This is a genomic window from Paraburkholderia sp. MM5482-R2, assembly GCF_050436125.1.
GTDB classification, from domain to species: Bacteria; Pseudomonadota; Gammaproteobacteria; order Burkholderiales; family Burkholderiaceae; genus Paraburkholderia; species Paraburkholderia tuberum.
In genome coordinates, this window is the sequence record NZ_JBNDLP010000002.1 from 1,697,784 (window position 1) to 1,718,412 (window position 20,629).

Genomic DNA, 20,629 nt, shown 5'->3' on the forward strand with positions numbered 1-20,629 from the left:
AGTTACGCAACGGCACATTACGAGAAAAATAGGCGCCGCACCATTTCATAAATTCAGCGAACTCAGATAAGGGAATTCACCACATCACCAAATGCATTCCGAGCCATTTTCCCCCAGCGCCTCGGGATTAAAGAGAAACGCAATTTGCTTACGAGTTCCGTAATTCTTATAAGTCATAGAATATATATTTGCACCTTGACTCATCATTTCGTACTCTCCCGCAATTTTCCCTCCGTACACTTCATACCATGTCGTTGTCACTTGATCCGGACGCCCTGGACTTATCTCTTCCGTCTCTTCATTTTTCGATACCAACGTTATTGCCGACTTAGCACCGCGATACTTTACAAATGCACCGGACCACTTTGCAGCGTCATCGTACAAAACATGAAGGCCAAAATTCTTTGATCCCGGGCCGCTGGAATCGAAGCAATATACCTCTTCCGAAATTTCGCAGTGTGCGACTGCTGGCAGCAACACGACAGCGACAGCACATAATTGCCTAAGACTTTTTTTCATTCGGGAATCTGCCGTTCAATAGATGCAGTGATGGTATGAATCGTTTTATAAAATTTCTTTTTCGGGCGCTGATGCGGCGGATGGCCTTCCATGACTGGAGAACCTTGCGCGTCCAAGACAGGTTCTCTTTGGGAGTTTCGCCGCCATTCAAAAGTTATGATCACCTGCTCACTTTTGAAAATCTCATCCGTAAGAATATTTCGCAAATATACGACGGATTGAAGGCGAACATCTAATCCATTAAGGTTTTCAATGGCGACATAGCCGTTCACATCCTTACTCGCCCTGATCGCATCGTCTTGCGTAACACCTGCATCCACATGCGATAGCATTCCGTTGCGCTTCGCAACATAAAAGCAGGCGCTATCAACGCAATTATCAGTATTTTGCCCCCCATTATTGTCTTTAGCGATCAAGGCATCAGGATCCCATCCAAGCGCATGAAATTTCTCGGGAACGGCTCCGGACTGGAACTTCCGAAAATTCCCATAAGGCTTATAGTTTTCGAGGTGCGTTAGCTGTATAAGCCCACGCCCATAATATGGATTATAATGTTGGCGCTCACCACCAATTTCCTTGACCAAGCTCAGCCTGCCAGTCTCAGGAATAACGTGAGACAAAAAATGCAATAGCCGAATCGAGTTAATCCCATATTTTCTCGTTCCGACATTAAACGATTTATTCCATTTTTCCGCGTGAGAAAGCGCACTATTCCAAGGCAGCTTTGACGGTCGAAATTGAGTCAACTCTAACTGGAGCAAGCTACGCGGGAAGCACTCTGCCATTTCCCGAGCATCAAGCCAAGAGCACTTCCTAAAATGTCGGATAAACGCCAGAGGATGGAAAAACCACAGCTCCTTCCCAGCGAGCGGCGTCTTGTCCAGAAACTGGAACTTGCTCAGGAAATCGGTGAACTTGGCGTACCCATCGGGGTTGGTATCCTTCTGCTTGCCAAAAAAGCCATACGGGTCGTTCAGGTCCTTGTACCGTTCGTCGTTGTTGGACGGATCCCACTCGCTGCGCGCCTTGAACACCATCCCCCGGAGCTTTTCATCCACGCCGTCCGTGTTCTGCACATAGCTGGCAAGCTGCAGGTTGACCTCATTGTTGTTGTTTGGATCGGCTTCAAGCGGCTGTGCCGATGGCAGCGAATCCTGAATGCCGGTCAACCCGCAAAGCGTGGCGTAATCACATCGCCCGGCGTCGTTGAACGGCGTGTTGTCGCCATCCACCTTTTGCCAACCCGTAAAGAACGGGAAATCCGCATCGGACAGCTTCTTGATCGCGTCCGGCGCGATGTTGACGTAGCCCAGCGTGCCGTTCCCGTCGAACGGCACTGCGATCCAGGTGGCACAAGCCGTCCCCGTCAGCGTCGGATGGTCCGAGAGAATGCGTCCAAACCGCAGCATTTCATAACCATCGCTCGGGCACGTCGGATAGAGTGCCATCGCGCGATCACACAGGTCGTATTCGTAGCGCTTTGGATTGTGGTGGCTGTCGGTGCCGTGATCATATGGGTCCGCAACGGGGTCGGGCGTAAGCAGCATCACGTTGCCGCTGCTGCCGCGATCGATCCACGCCCGCGTAAAGCGCTGCCCCTTGTTGAACCACGCCTCGACATAGAGCGTGTCACCTGCGCCAAGCGAGCCGCCCGGCACTCGGGGAAACCACTTCTCATCCATGCCCGCTGGCTGCGGATAGAACTCCTGCGGGCCGGAAATGACGAAATAGCTGTGCCCCCAATAGTCGCCCGTGGTCGGCTGGGCCGGTTTTTTCACCCCGATCTGTACCTTGTCGAACCAGGCCTTGAAATCGCCGTCCGCCATGAATACTTCGAAGTGCAGATGCGCCACACCCTGATGCTGGCCGACGTAGCCAAGCATGTCCTTGCGATACACCTTCTTCGTGCCGGCCGTCTGGACTACCCCATCCTTGCCCCCTGCCGTATCGAGCAGCCATTTGGGCAGCGCATTCGCCGAGCCGGTCTCCGGCGGGTCGTTAGGCTGGGGGACGATGTGCTCCTGGCTGGTCATGTCCAGCAGGTGCATGTAGAGCGAGTAATACGTGATCGTGCGTCCGTCTCCCGTGTTGGTCTTGTGCCGAAGCAGGACGAAACCGGCATTCGAGTTCAGCTCAGGTTGCCCGGTCGTCGAATTGGTGGTGCCATCCGAGATGCCATTCTTGCAGACCCGGTACGCAACAACATCCCCATCAGCGATCGCGCGGACGGGTTCCGTCTGCTCACCCGGGTTCAGATGGATGCCGCAATGAGAACGCCGGTCGAAGGTGACCGGCCAGACCCCGTGATGACCGATCTCGAACTGGTCGATGAGCTCCATCATGGGGTCCGGTTTCGACGCGTCGCTGGCCGTCAGGCCCGACGCGGGAAGGAAGGGAGGGCTGATGATCATGGCTTCAGTGGGATGACGAATACGGGTCGGAAATCTTCAGGCTGCTTTTCGGCAGGGACGGTAACTGGGTCGGCACGTTGCCGGGGCCGACAAACGTGAACGAGGCAGCCTTGATGGTGTATGCGCCGGGGCAGTGGAACGTGATGTTGCCGCCCTCCATGACAACCGAGGCCCCGCCGCAGTTGAGCGTGATCTTCGACTTCGCCGACACCTGCACATCCGCACTTTCGCTGGCGACGCGCAACTGCTTCTGAGCGAACAGGTCCATCCCGTCGGTAAGCGCCGAGGCCGTGAACTTGCCCTTTGCTGCAGTCAGGTTGATGCCGAGCCTGTGCGCGCACAGCGAGATCATGCCGCCCACCGCCATGCGCAGGCGCTGGACGACGCTCACGTCCATGTCCTGCCCCGCCGTCACGATCGCGTTCTGCCCCGCCGAGTGCTGCATCGATTTCGGCGTCACGAATGCCATGCCGCCGGGCGCGCTCGCGAGCAGCCCCGCGTCGCGCAGCTGGTTCAGCCCGTCGAGCAGCGCCGACTGCGTGGCGCGGTCAGCCGGATCGGCCCCGGCCTGCGTGGTCGCGGTTGCCAGATCCGTCACGCGCTGCAGGGCGGCCTTGAGCTGCGCGACGGCGGTGGGCATGTCGAGGTGCGGCGTATCGGCCCCGGCCGCCGCATCCGCCGAGAGGAACAGTCCCTTCGCCGCGCGCGTCGTGCCCCAGCCCTGGGTCGTCATTTCGGACCCTTCACCCCGCAGGAGCTTTTTACTGTTGAGCAGGTAACCGAGATTGACGGCCGACTGGCTGTACACCGTCGCGATCCGCGCGCTTTCCTTGCCCTGCAGATCGTTAAAAATGACCTCGGCCCCCAGCAGCGGCGAGCGCCAGATGGCATAGCTAAACAGCGACTGGTCTCCGCGCACCACGTCCGGGTGGGCGTAGTCGTGCATGGCCCCCGCTATGTAGATGCGGTCCACGTCGCGATTTTCGGCGTCGAGCAGGACCTCGGTTCCCGGCAGCAGGGGCGAGTGGAAGCCGCCCTGGTAGGACGATGACGGACGCAGCAGGCGCAGCTTCAGCAGCTTGTTGTCGGTGTTGCCCGTGCCCTGCAGGAACTTCGGCAGCACGCTATAACGCCCGTGGTCGTCCATGTCGCCGTAGGGGGCGGAGTCGCTCGTCGTGACCACGCCCACAGCGGGACCAGGCAGAAAACGCCAGTCCCGCTCAAAGTCAAACCTGGGCCGGTAGGTCAGGTTCGCCGGCATCGCCTTGAAGCGCGTATAGGCCGGCTTGGTGCGGCTGCCCTTCATCTTGAACGAAGTGATCACGAAGCCGTATTCGGCGCTCGGCATCTTCGCATTGGTGAGCTTCATTACCACGCCCGCCGCGATGCCCTTGGCGTCGGTCCTGCCCGCCAGCGTCGCCTGACGCGCGATCTGCTCATCGCGCCGCGTCTGCGCGAATGCTTCGCCCTGCGCTGGCGTCAGATGGCCTTCGACGCTGCGACTGATCTGCCCGAACGACGAGCGGTCATCCGTCCCGATGGAGACATTCGCCGTGGCGCGAAGGGGATCGTCCGGCGTGCAGTAGTTGCGCTCCCACAGTTCGATGGTGGCCGGCACCAGCGCGCGCTGCTCATGCACGGCCTGGGCCGCTTCGTGCCAGCTCGCGTGCAGGCCCGAGGCATCCAGCAGCGGCACGTCGACCGAGCGGATATAGGCGCGCGGATTGTTGGCGAACACGATGGTGTCGAGCTTGCCGTCCTTGCCGCGTCCCTGCTTGTAGAACCAGAAAACGCCGAGGCGGCGGCAATGGCGGGCGATGAAATTCCAGAGCGACTCCTCCAGCATCACCACCTGCTCCATCTTCTCCTGCAGCCCTTCGATCTGGAATTCGACATCGAAGGCATCGAAATTCTTGCGGTCCACCAGCGCCTGGGTGATCAGCTCCTGCAACGTCACATCCTTGAATGTGTCGCTTTTGATGATGCGTTTGCAGAGGGCCACAAAGCGCGGCTCGATGCGTATCTGGTAAGCCGACTCGTCGCGGCTCGTGCGGATGCGCTTCCAGCTCGTCACCACGCCGTTGAAGGTGGCGGCGGCGTGACTGACGGGCTGCACGTAGCTCACCGAGGGCACCGCCGCCTGCTCGTCGATCTGCAGGCCCGCGCGACGGCCCACATACTGCTTGCCGTCGATCTCCAGCCGTGGCGACGTAACCGTGACGTCGACGCGGTAGTCCTTGCAGAAGCCACCGCTGGCCTTGAAATCGAGCACGTCGAGGTCATGGGGCTGGGAGCCGATCCAGATCCTGAGGTGCTGGGTCAGGCGCGCGCTCGGATGGCTGAGCGCGGCGGTAAAGTTTTTCGTGACAGCATTCATCCACACATCCCTGTATGGTTAAAGAAACGAGGCACAACTGTTGCGTCAGCAACCTTCAACCGAAAAAATCTAGGGCGGTACCCGCTGCCCGTCAATCACTCCACTCACCCTGTGCGAAATTGCCAACGATTTTGTGAATGATCGTTAAATCGGAATCCTTTGCTTTTTCGAGATGGAAATGCGTGATAAACGGGTGCAGCAACACCTAATGGCGAACGACGCATGCGAGTCGATCGCGCGCGGGAAACGGTCAGCCCTGCTGCTCGTGATAGCGCAGCGTGGTAGAGAGAAGCGTGGCGTCGCCGCGAGCGCGCGCCTCCAGAAGTTCGGCGATGCGCTCAATCATGGCCAGCATCTCCCCGCGCGTTTCGTTCGGGTCGGGTCGGGAGGCACATGATTTATCTGATGGACGCGCGTGACAACATATGCAGACACAATATGCAAAACGAATAAACGTCTGCTTCTCGCCGTGCAATTGAAAAAGGCGGCATCAAGCCGCCTTCATTGGATTGCTGACAGAGCCAGTTAGTGCTTCGTCGTGGTCGTGCCAGGAGTCGCAAGTCTGTCCTGAACGCTTTGCGCCGCATCGGCCAGCAGGTCCGCCGCATCGCGGGGAGTAAGACGACGGTCCGGAATACCCTTGGCGTCGAGCGCCAGAACCGTGAGCAGTTCATGATCGCAATTGTTCATGCGCCTCTAGTCCTCGCCGATATGAATCATGACCTCAAGCAGATTCCGCTGGTCGTGTCTTTCCTCAGGCGTTACAGAAGGATTCCTGAACAATGAAGTCGCAAGCGTAATCAGATGTTGAAGTTGCTGTCCCTGCCGTTCACAGAGATGGAAGGCAGCCAGCGCGAGACGTTCATACTGAAGCGCATCTACGGGGGGGCGGGAAGAAGGCTGTTGCCTGGTAGCTTTGGTCATACGCGGACCGGGTTATGGTTAAGGATGGCCCGGTCTCACACCTATGAGCGTGGGTGAGCGGGCACATGACAGGGCTGGAAAACCGGTGCAACACCAAACCGGCAGGCCCGAGTCTGCATGTGCTCTTCAGCGGGGCTGCAACGCGATGTCGCGTGGGTACTCGAGCCGATTGCGTCGTCGGCGTAGGGCGGCACGATGCGCCAATCGCCGTCGGTTAGCTCGCGCGATCGGCTGAATGTCCCAGCACCGGTTCACGGTCGTCACTGCGCTCAGCAGCCGAGAGATCCCTCAGAAAACTCGAACTCCACCAGTGCACATCGAACTGGCGGATCCGCCCCATTAATGCTGCGTGACGACTGATCCGTTCTTCGATTGACATCGTCAGCGCACGCTGAATGACCTGCGCTGTCCCGTGCGTATCGTACGGATTCACCAGAAGAGCTTCTTTCAATTGTTCCGCTGCGCCGGCAAATCGGGAGAGAACCAGCACGCCGGGATCGGCTGGGTCCTGCGCGGCGATAAACTCCTTGGCGACCAGGTTCATCCCATCGCGCAGTGGCGTGACAAGCGCGACGCGGCTTGCGCGATATAGTCCCGGTAGCCGCCTACGGGCGACGTTGCGATGAATATAACGAACCGGCATCCAGTCAAGTTCGCCGAAGTCACCGTTTATCGCGCCGCAGAGGCTGTCCATCTCGCGGCGCAGATCGTCATAGGCACCCACGTCTTCCCGGCTCGGGGACGCGATCTGGATGAGTGTTGCGCTGTTGCGGTTCTCGGGGTAGTTCGCGAGAAGCTCACGAAACGCGTGCACGCGCTGCGGTAGACCCTTTGAGTAATCCAGCCTGTCGACGCCGAGAAGCAGGCGGCGTCGGGAGTACTCCTGTCGCATACGATCGAACATTTCGACACCCTCCCGGTCCTGCGCGAGAGCGGCGAACTCATCGACGTCGATTCCTATCGGATACGCCCCGACCCGCAACGTGCGATTGAAGGCCCGAAGCTGTGCGCCGGGTAGCGCGTCAGCGCCGGCTTCGGACTCTACGTAGTGCGTAAAATGCGTTACATCCGCTTCGCTCTGGAAGCCGGCCAGATCGTAGGCGAATAGTGAACGCATGAGCCATTCGTGCTCTGGAATGGCCGCCATGATGAGAGGCGGTGGCATCGGGACATGCAGAAAGAATCCGATCCGGTTGCCGCACCCCATCGCTCTGAGTTCGGCAGCAAGGGGGATCAGGTGATAGTCATGGACCCAGATGATGTCGTCGGGCCTGAGCAACGGTAGCAGCTTTCGCGCGAACAGCTGGTTGACCCGCCGGTACCCTGCTGCGAATCGTACATCAAAATTCGCAAGGTCCAGCCGGTAGTGGAATACCGGCCATAAGACATCGTTCGCGTATCCCAGATAGTAGCTATCGTAATCCTGCTGGTTCAGGTCAAGCGTCACCAGTTGTATGTTCCCGATTGTTTGCAGTCTGACGCTGGTCTCGCTGTCAGATTCGGGTGCCGCGTCGCGAATCTTGCCGCTCCAGCCAAACCACATCCCACCTGTCTGTTGCAGACTCTCTTTTACCGCTACAGCGAGACCTCCCGCTGCGGCCTTCCGGAGGTCAGCAGTGCGATTCGAAACAACAACAAGACGGCTCACTCAATCCCCCGGGTTGGATACCGCAGCGCAAGGCAAGGGCGTGAGCGTGTTATCAGCAGGTCCGATTTGCCCAGCGCTACCGCTTGTCGCGAGGACAAAACCGCCTTTACCAAGCGTCCGTTCTTTACTACAGTGTGTAAGCAATCGTAACACAGTAGTGTTAGCGCTATTCAAAGCCGCGAAGTTCACTTCACGCTTGGCAAACGGCGAATTACTCGAATCAACCTTCGCAATATCGCCCTGATTGCAGAGCGGGACATCGAGAGAAATTTTGCACTGTATCAATTGTCGTTGCAAACACTCATCGAGCGGCTGCGGCAACCTCGCATCATGAATGTTTTGAGGCTACCGATAGTCACTGCCGAAAAGACCCGTCAATTCCAGGCTCATGTGTGAAAGACACAACCCAATCTCCCTCATCGCGCGCTGACCATGTTTATTTCAGCGTGCGCGACGATATCTTCGACATGCGCCTGCTGCCCGGCGATCGTATGACCGAAGGCAGTATCGCGGATCGCTTCGGCGTTTCCCGCACACCGGCGCGCGAGGCGCTGCAGCGCCTCCAAAGCGACGGGTTGATGCGCGGCTATGTGCGCGGCGGCTGGGAAGTCGTGCCGATCGATTTCAGGCGCTTCGAAGATCTATACGAAATGCGCCAGCTGATCGAGACGTTTTCGGTCAGCCGGTTCTTTGGGGTCGACGGCGCCTTATCCGCGACCGCCTTGCAGATGCTCGAGCGGCTCGCGCGCATCTGGAACGTTCCTCACGCACAGCGCGTTCGCGATGGCCGCGAGATGGTGGCACTCGACGAAGCCTTTCACGAGGCGTTGGTCGTCGCCGCCGGCAACGCCGAGTTGAGCGCGGCCATGCAGCGCGTGACCGACCGCATCCGCGTGGTGCGGCGGCTCGACCTCGTCTATGGTGACTGCATCGATGACACTTACGACGAACACATTGCAATTCTCGCGGCCATCCGCAATCTTGCGGCGGACAGTGCCGTCGAGTTGCTGGGACGGCACATAGAAGGGAGCCGGGCGGAGGTGCGCACGCTGACGACCGAGCGCCTGCAACGCGCCCGCACCGCATTGGAGCCTCACAGCGCTCCCTATGCACCACCAAGGTTGCGCGGCACCATCTAGCAACATACGTTGGAGCGGCTCGAGCTTTTAAGCTCCTTCTGCAGTCGGCCTCTGCGGGAATTCTGGCTGATGGCACGGTTTTCGCGTGGGTATGTATACAAGCAAACTCCTATTGCTCCCATGGCATCCAAATTCCTGAATCCGGGCCGCGGAACCCGCGGCATGGCGGTTGCGCCCCACGCGCTCGCCGCGCAGAGCGCTCTCGCGATCCTGCGTGAAGGCGGCAACGCCGTCGAAGCGATGATTTCCGCCGCCGCGACCATCGCGGTCGTCTATCCGCACATGAACAGCATAGGCGGGGACGGCTTCTGGCTGATCTCCCGTCCCGGCGCCGAGCCGGTCGGCATCGAAGCATGCGGCGCGGCGGCGCTGGCCGCAACAATCGACGAATACCGCGCGCGCGGACTGTCGGCGATTCCCGTGCGCGGCCCGCTCGCAGCCAATACCGTGGCCGGCACGGTGTCGGGCTGGCAGCGCGCGCAGCGCTGGTCGGCCGAAACGCTCGGGGGCAGGCTGCCGGTCAAACGCCTGCTGGAAGACGCGATCCATTACGCGAAGCACGGCGTGCCGGTCACGTGCAGCCAGGCGCAGTGTGTGGAGAGCCGCCTTGCCGAATTGCGCCCGCTCGCGGGTTTCACCGAAACCTTTCTACACGGCGGTTCCGCGCCCGTTACCGGCGAGCGCTTCGTCGCACCGCGTCTTGCCGCTACGCTCGAACGTCTGGCCGACGCGGGCTTCGACGACTTCTATCGGGGCGACCTCGCACGCAGCATTGCCAGCGATCTGCAGTCGGCGGGCTCCCTGCTGAGACTTGCGGATCTCGAACGGCACGAGGCGCGCCTGCGAACGCCGCTCGCGCTCAAGCACTCGCTGGGCACGATCTATAACATGCCCCCGCCGACCCAGGGGCTGGTGTCGCTGCTGATTCTGGGCATCCTCGATCGGGTGCTGACGAAGGACATGGACCCGCTTGGTCCCGAGTTCGTGCATGCGTGCGTCGAAGCGACCAAGCTGGCGTTCGCCGTGCGCGACGCCGAGATTACCGACCCGGATTACATGCGCGTCGATCCGCGTGAGTTGCTGCAGCCGGCCGCGCTTGACGCGATGGCCGCGCAAGTCTCGATCACCCAGGCCGCGCCGTGGGGCGCCGGTCGCGGGCCGGGCGATACGGTGTGGCTTGGCGTGACAGACAGCAACGGCGTCGCGGTGAGCTTCATCCAGAGCATCTATCACGAGTTCGGCAGCGGCATTGTGCTGGCGGGGTCGGGCATCAACTGGCAGAACCGCGGCTGCAGTTTTTCGCTCGACGAGCGCGCACGCAATCCGCTGATGCCGCTGCGCCGGCCTTTTCATACGCTGAACCCGGCGCTCGCACGTTTTGCCGACGGCCGTACGATGGTCTACGGCAACATGGGCGGCGACGGCCAGCCGCAATCGCAGAGCGCGGTTTTCTCACGCATCGCGAAATTCGGCTGGAATCCGCAAGCCGCGATCGATGCGCCGCGTTGGCTGCTGGGCCGGACCTGGGGCCAGTCGACCGACACCCTCAAGCTCGAAGCGCGCTTCGCGCCCGGCACAGTGGCCCGGCTCGAAGCGCTCGGCCACCAGGTCGAGACGATGCAGGCCTACGACGAGGCAATGGGACACGCCGGCGCAATCGTTCGGTATCCAGATGGATTGATTGAAGCGGGCTACGATCCGCGCAGTGACGGGGCAGCCGCGGGCTGGTAGACGCACACGCGCGCTTTTTTTCAATCAGATTGCAGGTCCGGCCTTCGAGGCCCGGAGGACGCTGCACGTCTGCCGGGCGCCGGCAGGCATTTGCTCAGTAAATGGAGTTTCGATGACCACACCCACACGCTCGCAATCCATGGCGTCGGCGGACCTCCGCAGCACTTCGACCACCGTGACAGGCAACCGTTGGCTTCAGTTGGGGCTGGGTCTCGTCTGCATGATGGCGATCTCGAGTCCGCAATATGTATGGACGCTGATGACCAAACCGCTCGCCGCGAAACTCGGCGTAGCGCTACCTGAACTGCAAGTCACGTTCTCGCTGCTGATCATATTGCAGACGTTTTTCTCGGCGTTTCAGGGCAAGCTGATCGACCGCTTCGGACCGCGCATGCCGATCTCGATCGGCACCGCGATGGCGGGCCTGAGCTGGATTCTGGCCTCGCAGGTGCATAGCGCGCCGATGCTCTATCTGACCTACGGTGTGATCGGCGGGCTGGGCACGGGCATTGTGTATGTCGGCGTGGTGGGGCTGATGGTGCGCTGGTTCCCGAACAAGCGCGGCTTCGCGGCGGGCGCGGTGGCTGCCGGCTATGGCATGGGCGCGATCGTCACGACGTTCCCGATCGCCACGTCGCTGCAGACACGCGGCATCGAAGCCACGCTGTGGATGTTCGGCATTGCGTTCGCCGTGGTCGGTCTGCTGGCTTCGCAGGGTTTGCGCGTGCCGCCTTCGCACGACGATGCCGCCGGTTCCGCGGGTTCCATTTCCGCGCCGACGGTCGCGAGTTTTCGCCCGTCGCAGACACTGAAGACGCCGCTCTTCTGGCTGATGTTCGCGATGATGACCATGATGTCCACGTCGGGTCTGATGGTCACCTCGCAGATGGCCACCTTCGCCGCCGACTTCGGCGTGACCAAGGTGCTCGTGTTCGGCATGGCTGCGCTACCGTTGGCGTTGACAATCGACCGCTTCACGAACGGACTCACGCGGCCGCTGTTCGGCTGGGTGTCGGACAAGGTGGGGCGCGAGAACACGATGTTCTTCGCGTTCGCGCTCGAAGGCGTAGCAATGGCGCTGTGGCTGCTCACGCGCGATAACGCCGTGCTATTCGTACTGCTGTCGGGCGTGGTGTTCTTCGGCTGGGGCGAAATCTTCTCATTGTTCCCGGCGACGCTGACGGACACCTTCGGCACGCGTCACGCCACCGAGAACTACGGCTGGCTCTACATCTCGCAAGGGATCGGCTCGATCTTCGGCGGCCCGCTCGCGGCATTGCTGCATCAGCACGCGGGCAGTTGGGAGCCGGTGTTCTCCACCGCGATCACGCTCGATATCGCCACCGCACTGCTGGCCATTGCCGTGCTTAAGCCGATGCGCCGCCGCTTTCTCGCCGCACAGCGGGGCGTTTGACTCCGCCCGCCGTCTGCCGCAATGCACACCGAACCGTCGTCGAGGAACAAACATGCCCGTTCAGCTTGCCTTACGCAATATCCGCAAATCGTTTTCGAACAAACTCGGCTCGGTCGACGTCCTCGGCGGTCTGACCTTCGATATTCACGAACGCGATTTCGTCAGCATCATCGGGCCTTCGGGCTGCGGGAAAACGACCGTGTTCAACGTGATCGCCGGCCTGCTCGAGGCGGATAGCGGCGATATCGTCTATCGCGGGCAAAGCGTCGACGGCTTACGCGGCAAGGTCGGCTACATGATGCAGCGCGACCTGCTGCTGCCGTGGCGTACCGTGCTGCAAAACGTGCTGATCGGACCGGAACTGTCGAATATGCCGGCCGCTCAGGCGCACGACATGGCGATGGAATACCTCAACACGTATGGCCTCGCGGGCTTCGAACATGCCTATCCCCGCATGCTGTCGGGCGGCATGCGTCAGCGCGTCGCGCTCATCCGCACGCTGATCAACGATCCCGACATCATCTTGCTGGACGAGCCGTTCTCGGCGCTCGACTACCAGACGCGCCTGTACCTGGAAGGCGTGTTGATGGAAGCTGTCGAAACGTTCCATAAGACAGTGGTGCTCGTCACACACGACATCGACGAAGCGGTCGCGTTGTCCAGGCGCGTGGTCGTGCTCGGCGGCCGGCCTTCGCAGGTGAAGAAGATCTATGACATCGACATCGCCGCGCGCTCGCCGATCGGTGCGCGCAGCGACCCCAACTTCGCGGGTTACTTTCATGCATTGTGCGGCGAGCTCGATATTCAGACGGAGGTAAAGGCAGCATGACACAGTCCATTTCCATCCATAAATCGGCACCGGCACGGCGTGCACCGAAGGCTCGCGTGCGGTACGCACTTGACAGCGGCTGGGGCCGCTCGCTGCTGCAACTGGCGGCCGTGATTGCGTTCTTCGCCATCTGGGAAGGGGCGGCGCGCTTGGGCTGGGTATCGAATTTCCTCGTCGGCTCGCCGTCGAAAATCCTCGCGGCGCTCGTGCGCGACACGCAATCGCATCAGCTTTTTATCGACACCGGCTATACGCTTTTCGAAGCCATTCTCGGTTTCGTGTTCGGCACGGCGGTCGGATCGGTATGCGGGCTCGCGCTGTGGTATTCGCCGTTCGTCGCGCGGCTGATCGAGCCGTTCATCGTCGCGATCAACAGTGTGCCGAAGATCGCTTTCGCACCGATCGTGATCTTGTGGTTCGGCACCGGGTTGATCTCGAAGGTCGCGCTGGCCATTTCGCTGACCGCGATCGTCGCGCTGATCGCCGCGTATGAAGCGGCCAAAGACGCCGATCCCGATTTGCAGGCGCTGCTTGTCACGCTCGGCGCGAACAAAAACGATGTCTTCATGAAGGTGGTGGTGCCGTTCACTCTACCCTATGTGATCTCCACCTTTCGCATCAACGTCGGCTTCGGTCTGGTTGGCGCGGTGGTGGGCGAATTCATCTCGTCAGAGAAGGGCCTCGGGCACATGATCTTCACAGCGTCGAGCCTGTATGACCTCAACACCGTGTGGGCGGGCCTGTTCGTACTGATGGCGATCGGCTTCGTTCTGTACTTTTTGATCGACCTGCTCGAGCGCAAGCTGCTGCCGTGGCGGCAGGCGTCGAATACCACCACGCTCAAGGTTTAACCCATTTCCGGCAGTCCAACCACTTCATCTCAGGACAGACGATGGCACTAACCGCAAGAAAGGCGCTGAGCGCGCTGAGCATCGCTTTAACAGTGAGCGTTGCAGCTGTTTCGACGCCGGCGCTTGCCGCAGGCAAGAAAGTGACTATTTCGCAGGCGTTCCAGTCGATGCTGTATTTGCCGCTCTATGTAGCGATCGACGGTGGCTTCTTCGAGAAGCAGGGACTCGACGTTAGCAAGCAGACGGCGGGTAGCCCGAGCGCGGCGCTCTCCGCCGTGCTGTCGGGCAGCGCCGATTTCTCGCTGCACGGGCCGGAGTGGACGGCCGTGGCCGCCGAGAAGGGCGCGGATGTCGACGTGATCGCCAACGTCGTGAACGGTGCGGCGGTGTGGATCGCGGTTGCGCCGGACGTGAAGTTCAGCGGCATCAAGGATGTGAAGGATCAGGTTGTCGTGTCGGGACAGATGCCGACTACGAGCACGTCGCTGTTCTTCAAGCTGTTGAAGGAGAACGGCATGTCCCAGAGTGACATCAAGCTGGTTCAGGTGCCGCTCGGCTCGGAGATCGGACCGCTGGTCGCCGGTCAGTCGAAGATCGCGGTGATGTATGAGCCGGGTCTCGATCAGGCCGTCGCGAAGGGCATGAAAGTCGTGCTCGGCTTTCCGAAGCTCTATGGCGAATACGCGTTCTCGTCGATCTCCGCCAAACGCAGCGTCGATCCTGATGCGGCCGCGAGGTTCGTGAAGGGGCTGCAAAACGCGCTGGTTTTCATGCAGGGCCATCCTGCGGAAACCGCGGCGATCGCTCGCAAGGAATTCCCGACGCTCGATCCCGTGGTGGTCGATGCAGCCGTCAAGCGCATGCTGGACGAAGGCGTGTATCCGAAGAACGTCGGCATCACGCCGAAAGCGCTGACCGTCGCGATGGACACGCAGATCGCGCTCGGCAACCTGAAGCAGCAACCCAGCTACGACAGGTTCATCGTTCAGAGTTACATTCAGCCGGCGCTTGCCGCGAAATGACACCGTTTGCCGACGCTTCCATGACTATGTTCCCTGCTTCTTCCACCGTCGCCCCGATTCCCACTATCGCCCGGATTCGCGCCGAGGTCGCCTCGGGCAATGCAGACGTCGCGCAGTACGTCGTGCGCGCCTACGATGCCGCGTGCGAATCGCAGGCGTCATTGCATGCGTTCTGCTATTTGCCGGAGATCGCGCCGGTCAATGCCGTCGATGCGACGGTGTCGTTGGCGGGCGTGCCTGTCGCGGTGAAGGACGTTCTGGATACCGCCGACATGCCGACCGAATTCAACTCACCCGCCTACAAGGGCCGACGCCCTGAGCACGATGCGTGGGTGGTGGCGCGTCTGCGTGCGGCGGGCGCGTCGATTATCGGCAAGACCGTGACCACCGAATTCGCCTGGCGTCAGCCGGGCGCGACCGTCAACCCGTGGAATGGCGGGTTCACACCGGGTGGTTCGTCGAGTGGCTCCGCGGCGGCGGTGGCGGCGGGCATCGTGCCGCTCGCACTCGGCACGCAGACCCAGGGCTCGGTGATCCGGCCTGCGGCGTACTGCGGCATCGTCGGGTTCAAGCCGACTTATGGCGCGATCGCGCGCACGGGCGTGTTGCCGCTGGCGTGGTCGCTCGATCACGTCGGCATGTTCGCGACGCGCGTCGCCGATGTAGCTTACACACTGGCGCTCGTCACTGGGGCCGATGCAGCCGATCCGCACGTCTCGCACGTTCCGCACACTGGCGCGACGACGCGCGGCACTGGGACCCGGCGCATCGGCGTGCTGTCGAAACAGGTCGGCGGCGAAGTCGAGCCGGCGCAGCAGGCCGCGCTGGACAGGCTCGCGGCCCAGCTCGCGCGAGACGGTGCCGAGATAGTCTCAGTCGATCTGCCTGTCGAGATCTTCGAAACGCCCGCGCATGCGTTGAAACTGATGTCCGTGGAAGCGGCCATCACGCACGGCGAACTGGTCGATCGCACGCCCGAGCTCGTGAGCCAGGCAATGCGCGGTCTCGTCGACGAGGGACGCAAGCTGCCCGTCACCGCCTACGCCAGGATCAAGGCGGCGCAGATGCCGATGGCGCATCGCTTTCACGACTGGCTGACGCGCACGATGGCGCTCGATGCGCTGCTGGTCGCGCCGGCCACGGGCGAGCCGCCGCGCGGACTCGACTATACGGGCGACGCATCGTTCTGCGCACCGTGGACGTTCCTCGGTGTACCGGCCGTGACCGTTCCGGTGGGATTCGGGCCGGCGGGCTTGCCGCTTGGCGCACAACTGGTGGGCGCCGCTCACGGCGACCTGGATTTGCTGATGTTGGCGGAGTGGGTGGAATCGCGCACTGGCTGGCAAGCGACGGTGGCTCAGCAGCACGGCTGAGCGCAGAGGCAAGGCCGGGGGCAATCGAAAACCGCATAACGCCGAGGGGCCGGTGAGCCGGCCTTTCCCATCGGCCGGTGTTGATGTTCGTAAATTCCGCTAGCCGTGTTCACGGCAGCTATCCGGCGGCGAAGGCCAATATCCCCGAACTGGCGAACCTCAGGCATGTGTTCGTCAAGGCGAGCGCTCGTGTCAACAACCGCGCAAAGCAGTCATCAGCCGACGCGCGAGCGCGAGCGCCGAATGCGTGGTTTCCGAGCCCCAGAGATATTGATCAGGCATCCGGATCGAAGCAACGCGTTCTGATCGCGTCGACGTCGACCGAGCTTTCGTCGTGCGCGAGCAACTGGCTGTCCGGCAGGCGCAAGGGCACGAGGTTGTCAGCGAGTTCAGGCTGATCTGCGTGTTGACCGCCAGCTTGTCGCCCTTGAGCGCCGCGAGTGCCACCTTTGCCTTGAACGCCGGTGAGTGTGTCCGTCGGTTGCGTTTCGTCATCTTCTGGTTCCTTGTTGCCGGCCATTGTGACCGACTCACGTCCCGGCTTTTCCACTTACCGACCTCTCCGAATTCTCGGCGCCACTTCTAGGGTCTGTTTACATATGGAACGCACGTGCGAATGCCCGCTATCGGCCGTCCCCCAAGGGGACTTCCTTCGGGGCGTCCCCCAAGGGGACTTCCTTCGGGGCGTCCCCCAAGGGGACTTCCTTCGGGGCGTCCCCCAAGGGGACTTCCTTCGGGGCGCAGGGCAAGGAGTAAGGAGCGCTGCGTGGCCGCGCCACGTGAGCGACGCACGACGCCGCCATGCGGCCGATAGCGGGCATTCCCCTGGAATGAAATCCAGGCAACGCACGTGCGTTCCATATGTAAACAGACCCTAGTGCCAAAGTGACATCTTTTGACACACCTTTCCAACAGATTTGAGGTCGCGATCTCTGTACATTCTCTTCTCGGCGCGCGATCCGCTTCGTGCGCCCTCTATGTAAAGGAGGATGCTCATGAAAACTCGAACGTTTGCCATGCTGGTGGGTGGGGCTTTGCTCACATCCATGACTGCTTCCGCGTTCGCCGGCGTGGTCGTCGGTATCGCCGTGCCGGCTCCCGTCGCTGTCGTTCCGGCGACACCTGTCTATGCGCCGCCGACCGTGGTCGTGCAAAACGGTTACGCAGCAGCCGCCGTGCCGGCGGCAGTCGCACCGGTTGTGACGGTTGCGCCAGCGCCCCCACCTCCCATGGCGGTCGTCGTCATGCCACGTCGTCCTGTGATGCACCTAGTTACGGTGCCGCGTCGCGTCTGGATGCCTGGTCACTGGGTAGGTGGGGTTTGGGTGGCCGGTCACTGGTTGTGAAATCTCTGCGCCGAACCCGTCTCGTGCGATACATCACCCCGGTCCATCAAAGCAGCAAAGCCATGTTGCACATCGCTTCGGCGCCAACGCTGCTCGCCGCGGTCTGCTGGTTGCCGACTTTGTGCTGCTGGGCATCCTCGGTGCACTTACGGTTGGAGGGTGCATGAGGCTGAATGGACGTGCACCCAAACGATTGTCCCCCGCAGCGATAATTCACCATCGTTTAATAGCTTGGCATAGCAGTGCACAGTGCCGTATGCGGCGCTAATGAACCTGGCGGAGCTCGCGCGACGTTATGGCAATTCGTCCGCCATCGTTTTGGACGCGCTGTACGGCATGACCGCGCAAGTGGATGAGTGCCTTTCCGGGGCAAGGATGCAGAGGACCCACTGCGATCCCGGGACCGGTCGATCGAATGCAAAAGGCATCTGACTGTTTTATGTATACCTGCGTAGCAGGTCATCGAGAGAGCGAGATGAAAGGAAGCGGTATGTCGGTATGGCGGGGTTCCCTTTTCGCGCGCAACGTATTGCTGTTGATTGTACTGATGCTGACAAGTCAGATCCTGGTCTTTGCCGTCTATCTGAACTTTATCCAGAAGCCAAGAGTTGACGATGGCGCAGCGCTCGTGGCATCGCAGATCCGGATCCTGGACCGGCTGTTGTCAGTCCTGCCGGACGACGAGCGAAACCGGCAACTGCTGGAAATGAACGGAGCGCCCCAAGGTGAACTGCCGCCGCCACAGGCTCGCGACGGGTTGCCTCCCGACTACATGGCGCACCGCTTTTTCGGTCGACTGGCATCGGAACTTGCCCCGGACGAACAGCTTCGCTGGGAGCGCGACGGGCACCGGATCTGGGTGCGTCTCCATGTGCAGGACGTGCGGTACTGGGTGGCGCTGCGTGGAACGTCGGCCATGAGTAGTACGCTGCCTTGGGCGCTGATCGGCCTGTTGTTAAGTGCGGCCACCCTTCCTGCTCTTGGGGCCTATCTGATCCACCGGCCGGTCGAACAGGCGCTGCGCCGGCTGGCGCGCGCTGCCGGCACCATCGAGCGTGGCGTTTGGCCCGAAGCGGTTCCCGTGAGCGGCCCGCGCGAGCTGGCAACAGTAGCGGAGGCGTTCAACCGGATGGCCTCGACGCTCGAAGATCTCGAAGCGACGCGCGCCGAAATGCTTGCGGGCATATCGCATGATATCCGCACGCCGCTGACCAAGCTGCGCATGGCCATCTTCGCGCCGGAGTCATTCGAGGCCCCGGCCGCCAGTGCGGAACGCTTTGTCGAGGAGATCGACACCATCGTCCAGCAGTTTATCGATTTCGCCCGTGGGTGGGATAGCGAACCGGCGACGCACGGCGATCTGAACGCGCTGATCGAACAGCTCGCCGCCGACTATGCAGGTCTCGGTCGCACGTTCGAACTGTCGCTCGCGGAATTGCCACCTGTTGCGTTCCGACCGGTCGGCATGCAGCGCCTATTGATGAACCTGATGCAGAACGCGGTCGTGTACGGTCAGGTCGGGCTCGCAGTCCGGACTACCGTGGACGCGCGAAGTGTCACGATTGCGGTTGAGGATCGGGGGCCGGGCCTGCCTCAAGAGCTTCTGTCGTTGATAAAGCAGCCATTCCGGCGCGGCTCAGAGGCGGATCGAAAGGGCGGGAGCGGCCTCGGCCTCGCGATAGCGGAGCACGTCGCACAGCAGCATGGCGGCACGCTCGATCTCTTCCAGAATGCGCCGTCCGGACTCAAGGCCGTGGTGCAAATTCCCATTCCTTAACGGGCACTTGTCGGCGCGATGACTGCGCCGTCGACGTGGTGTGGCAGGGACTACGACTTAATGTGACGCTCGAGCCCCGCCCAAAGGGTCTGGCAGGGCAGCGTGAGCATTTGATGAGATGGCCATTTTTCATGGTTGTGTGATGAAAAACCTTACAAGATACTTTGCGGTACTTAGTATATTCATGGCCGGCGTCGTGGCCGTTGGGTGGTTCCACCTGGCTCACGGTCACCGTCAGACGGCTGTCGCACCCGATCCGATCCCCGTGAGCGCGGTTGCGGCTTCGGTTACCGATGTTCCTGTCTATATCGACTCGCTCGGCACCGTGACACCGACACGTACCGTCACGGTCATCACGCAGGTCAACGGGATACTGCGTTCCGTCGATTTCAGCGAGGGGCAGACGATCAGGAAAGGACAGGTGATTGCACGCATCGATTCGCGGGCGCTCGAAGCGCAGCTGCTGCAGGCACAGGGTACGCTGCGTCATGACCAGGCCGTACTCGCAAACGCGAAACTGGACCTGCAACGTTATCAGCAGCTGATCAAAGCGGGCTCGATTACGCAGCAGACGCTCGATACGCAAGTTGCTACCGTCCAGGAGGACGAAGGCACGGTGCTGGCGGACACGGGCAACGTGAACAATCTGCAGGTTCAGGTCGGCTATTGCACCATCACGTCTCCCGTGGACGGCGTCGTGGGCCTGCGCCTGGTTGACCCCGGCAACTACGTGAGCAGCACCAGCACGACCGGTATCGCGGTCGTTACGCAACTGCAGCCGGCGACCGTGACCTACTCGGTGCCAGAAGACGACCTGGGACGGATCCGGCGGGCGATGTCGCAGGGGGAGGTTCAGGTGCTGGCCTATGACCGTGACGGCAAATCGTTGCTCGCGAAGGGCTCGCTGCTTGCGGTCGACAACCTCGTCAATACGAGCGCCGGCACGATCAACGTCAAGGCAGTCTTCCCCGATTCCGGCAACGCGCTGTTCCCGAACGAATTCGTGAATGTCCGGATGCAGGTCGACACGCTGCAGCGGATTCCGGTCGTGCCGACTACGGCGATCCAGCATGGCGCGAACGGCGATTTCGTTTTCGTGATCGGCGGCGCAGGCGCAGTGGCATTGCGCAACGTGAAGACCGGACCGGTAAAAGGCGACGACACGGCGATTCTCGATGGCGGGGTGAAGGAAGGAGAGCGGGTCGCGACCGACGGTGCAGACAGGCTCGATACCGGCTCGCTCGTGAAAGTCGTGGCGCACTGAGCGG

At 61.2% G+C, this 20,629-nt stretch carries 16 protein-coding genes and 1 pseudogene; 11 read left to right on the forward strand and 6 right to left on the reverse strand.

Annotation, left to right across the window (positions count from 1 at the left end; all coding sequences use genetic code 11):
• Positions 1 to 84: 84 nt before the first annotated feature.
• From OKW37_RS10715 to otsA, 5 genes are all read right to left on the reverse strand, one after another.
• Positions 85 to 519, reverse strand: coding sequence for a hypothetical protein (locus OKW37_RS10715; RefSeq protein ID WP_429406586.1), 435 nt, complete (start codon positions 517 to 519; stop codon positions 85 to 87).
• A complete protein-coding gene (locus OKW37_RS10720; RefSeq protein WP_429406584.1) occupies positions 516 to 2,930 on the reverse strand; it encodes a hypothetical protein in 2,415 nt (804 codons plus the stop codon). Before OKW37_RS10720 ends, OKW37_RS10715 begins: the two co-directional genes overlap by 4 nt.
• A 4-nt stretch (positions 2,931 to 2,934) precedes the next feature.
• Positions 2,935 to 5,307 (reverse strand): DUF2345 domain-containing protein, encoded by a 2,373-nt coding sequence (locus OKW37_RS10725; protein ID WP_429406582.1) that lies wholly within the window; start codon positions 5,305 to 5,307, stop codon positions 2,935 to 2,937.
• 525 nt (positions 5,308 to 5,832) lie between these two features.
• The gene (locus tag OKW37_RS10730; protein ID WP_429406579.1) at positions 5,833 to 5,997 is read right to left on the reverse strand and encodes a hypothetical protein; all 165 of its coding nucleotides are present in this window, start codon (positions 5,995 to 5,997) and stop codon (positions 5,833 to 5,835) included.
• A gap of 448 nt (positions 5,998 to 6,445) precedes the next feature.
• A complete protein-coding gene (otsA, locus tag OKW37_RS10735) occupies positions 6,446 to 7,879 on the reverse strand; it encodes an alpha,alpha-trehalose-phosphate synthase (UDP-forming) (protein WP_429406577.1) in 1,434 nt (477 codons plus the stop codon).
• A gap of 377 nt (positions 7,880 to 8,256) precedes the next feature.
• Between otsA and OKW37_RS10740 the strand changes: the two genes are divergently transcribed.
• The 8 genes and pseudogenes from OKW37_RS10740 to OKW37_RS10775 form a co-directional block, all read left to right on the forward strand.
• On the forward strand, positions 8,257 to 9,018 hold the full coding sequence (locus OKW37_RS10740) for a GntR family transcriptional regulator (RefSeq protein ID WP_429408435.1): 762 nt from the start codon (positions 8,257 to 8,259) through the stop codon (positions 9,016 to 9,018).
• Positions 9,019 to 9,180: 162 nt separating this feature from the next.
• The gene (locus tag OKW37_RS10745) at positions 9,181 to 10,749 is read left to right on the forward strand and encodes a gamma-glutamyltransferase family protein (RefSeq protein ID WP_429406574.1); all 1,569 of its coding nucleotides are present in this window, start codon (positions 9,181 to 9,183) and stop codon (positions 10,747 to 10,749) included.
• A 112-nt stretch (positions 10,750 to 10,861) separates the two neighbouring features.
• On the forward strand, positions 10,862 to 12,163 hold the full coding sequence (oxlT, locus tag OKW37_RS10750; RefSeq protein WP_429406571.1) for an oxalate/formate MFS antiporter: 1,302 nt from the start codon (positions 10,862 to 10,864) through the stop codon (positions 12,161 to 12,163).
• A 52-nt stretch (positions 12,164 to 12,215) separates the two neighbouring features.
• Positions 12,216 to 12,992 (forward strand): ABC transporter ATP-binding protein, encoded by a 777-nt coding sequence (locus OKW37_RS10755; protein WP_184044181.1) that lies wholly within the window; start codon positions 12,216 to 12,218, stop codon positions 12,990 to 12,992.
• Complete coding sequence (locus tag OKW37_RS10760; protein WP_429406568.1) at positions 12,989 to 13,843, forward strand: ABC transporter permease; 855 nt, start codon at positions 12,989 to 12,991, stop codon at positions 13,841 to 13,843. The genes OKW37_RS10755 and OKW37_RS10760 overlap by 4 nt, the downstream gene beginning before the upstream one ends.
• A 41-nt stretch (positions 13,844 to 13,884) precedes the next feature.
• The gene (locus OKW37_RS10765) at positions 13,885 to 14,865 is read left to right on the forward strand and encodes an ABC transporter substrate-binding protein (protein ID WP_187626730.1); all 981 of its coding nucleotides are present in this window, start codon (positions 13,885 to 13,887) and stop codon (positions 14,863 to 14,865) included.
• 20 nt (positions 14,866 to 14,885) lie between these two features.
• Positions 14,886 to 16,238, forward strand: coding sequence for an amidase (locus OKW37_RS10770; RefSeq protein ID WP_429406566.1), 1,353 nt, complete (start codon positions 14,886 to 14,888; stop codon positions 16,236 to 16,238).
• 116 nt (positions 16,239 to 16,354) lie between these two features.
• Positions 16,355 to 16,502, forward strand: a pseudogene (locus OKW37_RS10775) (IS6 family transposase); the annotation flags it as partial.
• Between the two features lie 10 nt (positions 16,503 to 16,512).
• Here the strand turns inward: OKW37_RS10775 and OKW37_RS10780 are convergent.
• Positions 16,513 to 16,788, reverse strand: coding sequence for a hypothetical protein (locus OKW37_RS10780; protein WP_429408511.1), 276 nt, complete (start codon positions 16,786 to 16,788; stop codon positions 16,513 to 16,515).
• Positions 16,789 to 17,233: 445 nt separating this feature from the next.
• Between OKW37_RS10780 and OKW37_RS10785 the strand changes: the two genes are divergently transcribed.
• The 3 genes from OKW37_RS10785 to OKW37_RS10795 all read left to right on the forward strand — a co-directional run bounded on the left by OKW37_RS10785 (position 17,234) and on the right by OKW37_RS10795 (position 20,625).
• Positions 17,234 to 17,584, forward strand: a complete 351-nt coding sequence (locus OKW37_RS10785; RefSeq protein ID WP_429406563.1) for a hypothetical protein — start codon at positions 17,234 to 17,236, stop codon at positions 17,582 to 17,584.
• 475 nt (positions 17,585 to 18,059) lie between these two features.
• Entirely contained in the window at positions 18,060 to 19,361 is a 1,302-nt protein-coding gene (locus tag OKW37_RS10790; RefSeq protein ID WP_429406561.1) for an ATP-binding protein, read from the forward strand.
• A gap of 265 nt (positions 19,362 to 19,626) precedes the next feature.
• Positions 19,627 to 20,625 (forward strand): efflux RND transporter periplasmic adaptor subunit, encoded by a 999-nt coding sequence (locus OKW37_RS10795; RefSeq protein ID WP_429406558.1) that lies wholly within the window; start codon positions 19,627 to 19,629, stop codon positions 20,623 to 20,625.
• The last annotated feature ends 4 nt before the right edge of the window (positions 20,626 to 20,629 follow it).

Coding starts and splice junctions, on each gene's coding strand:
- OKW37_RS10725 (WP_429406582.1), bottom strand. CDS start 5,307: ATGAATGCTGTCACGAAAAACTTTACCGCCGCGCTCAGCCATCCGAGC.
- OKW37_RS10745 (WP_429406574.1), top strand. CDS start 9,181: ATGGCGGTTGCGCCCCACGCGCTCGCCGCGCAGAGCGCTCTCGCGATC.
- OKW37_RS10720 (WP_429406584.1), bottom strand. CDS start 2,930: ATGATCATCAGCCCTCCCTTCCTTCCCGCGTCGGGCCTGACGGCCAGC.
- OKW37_RS10730 (WP_429406579.1), bottom strand. CDS start 5,997: ATGAACAATTGCGATCATGAACTGCTCACGGTTCTGGCGCTCGACGCC.
- OKW37_RS10770 (WP_429406566.1), top strand. CDS start 14,886: ATGACTATGTTCCCTGCTTCTTCCACCGTCGCCCCGATTCCCACTATC.
- OKW37_RS10785 (WP_429406563.1), top strand. CDS start 17,234: ATGAAAACTCGAACGTTTGCCATGCTGGTGGGTGGGGCTTTGCTCACA.
- OKW37_RS10715 (WP_429406586.1), bottom strand. CDS start 519: ATGAAAAAAAGTCTTAGGCAATTATGTGCTGTCGCTGTCGTGTTGCTG.
- OKW37_RS10760 (WP_429406568.1), top strand. CDS start 12,989: ATGACACAGTCCATTTCCATCCATAAATCGGCACCGGCACGGCGTGCA.
- OKW37_RS10790 (WP_429406561.1), top strand. CDS start 18,060: ATGAAAGGAAGCGGTATGTCGGTATGGCGGGGTTCCCTTTTCGCGCGC.
- OKW37_RS10755 (WP_184044181.1), top strand. CDS start 12,216: ATGCCCGTTCAGCTTGCCTTACGCAATATCCGCAAATCGTTTTCGAAC.
- oxlT (WP_429406571.1), top strand. CDS start 10,862: ATGACCACACCCACACGCTCGCAATCCATGGCGTCGGCGGACCTCCGC.
- OKW37_RS10765 (WP_187626730.1), top strand. CDS start 13,885: ATGGCACTAACCGCAAGAAAGGCGCTGAGCGCGCTGAGCATCGCTTTA.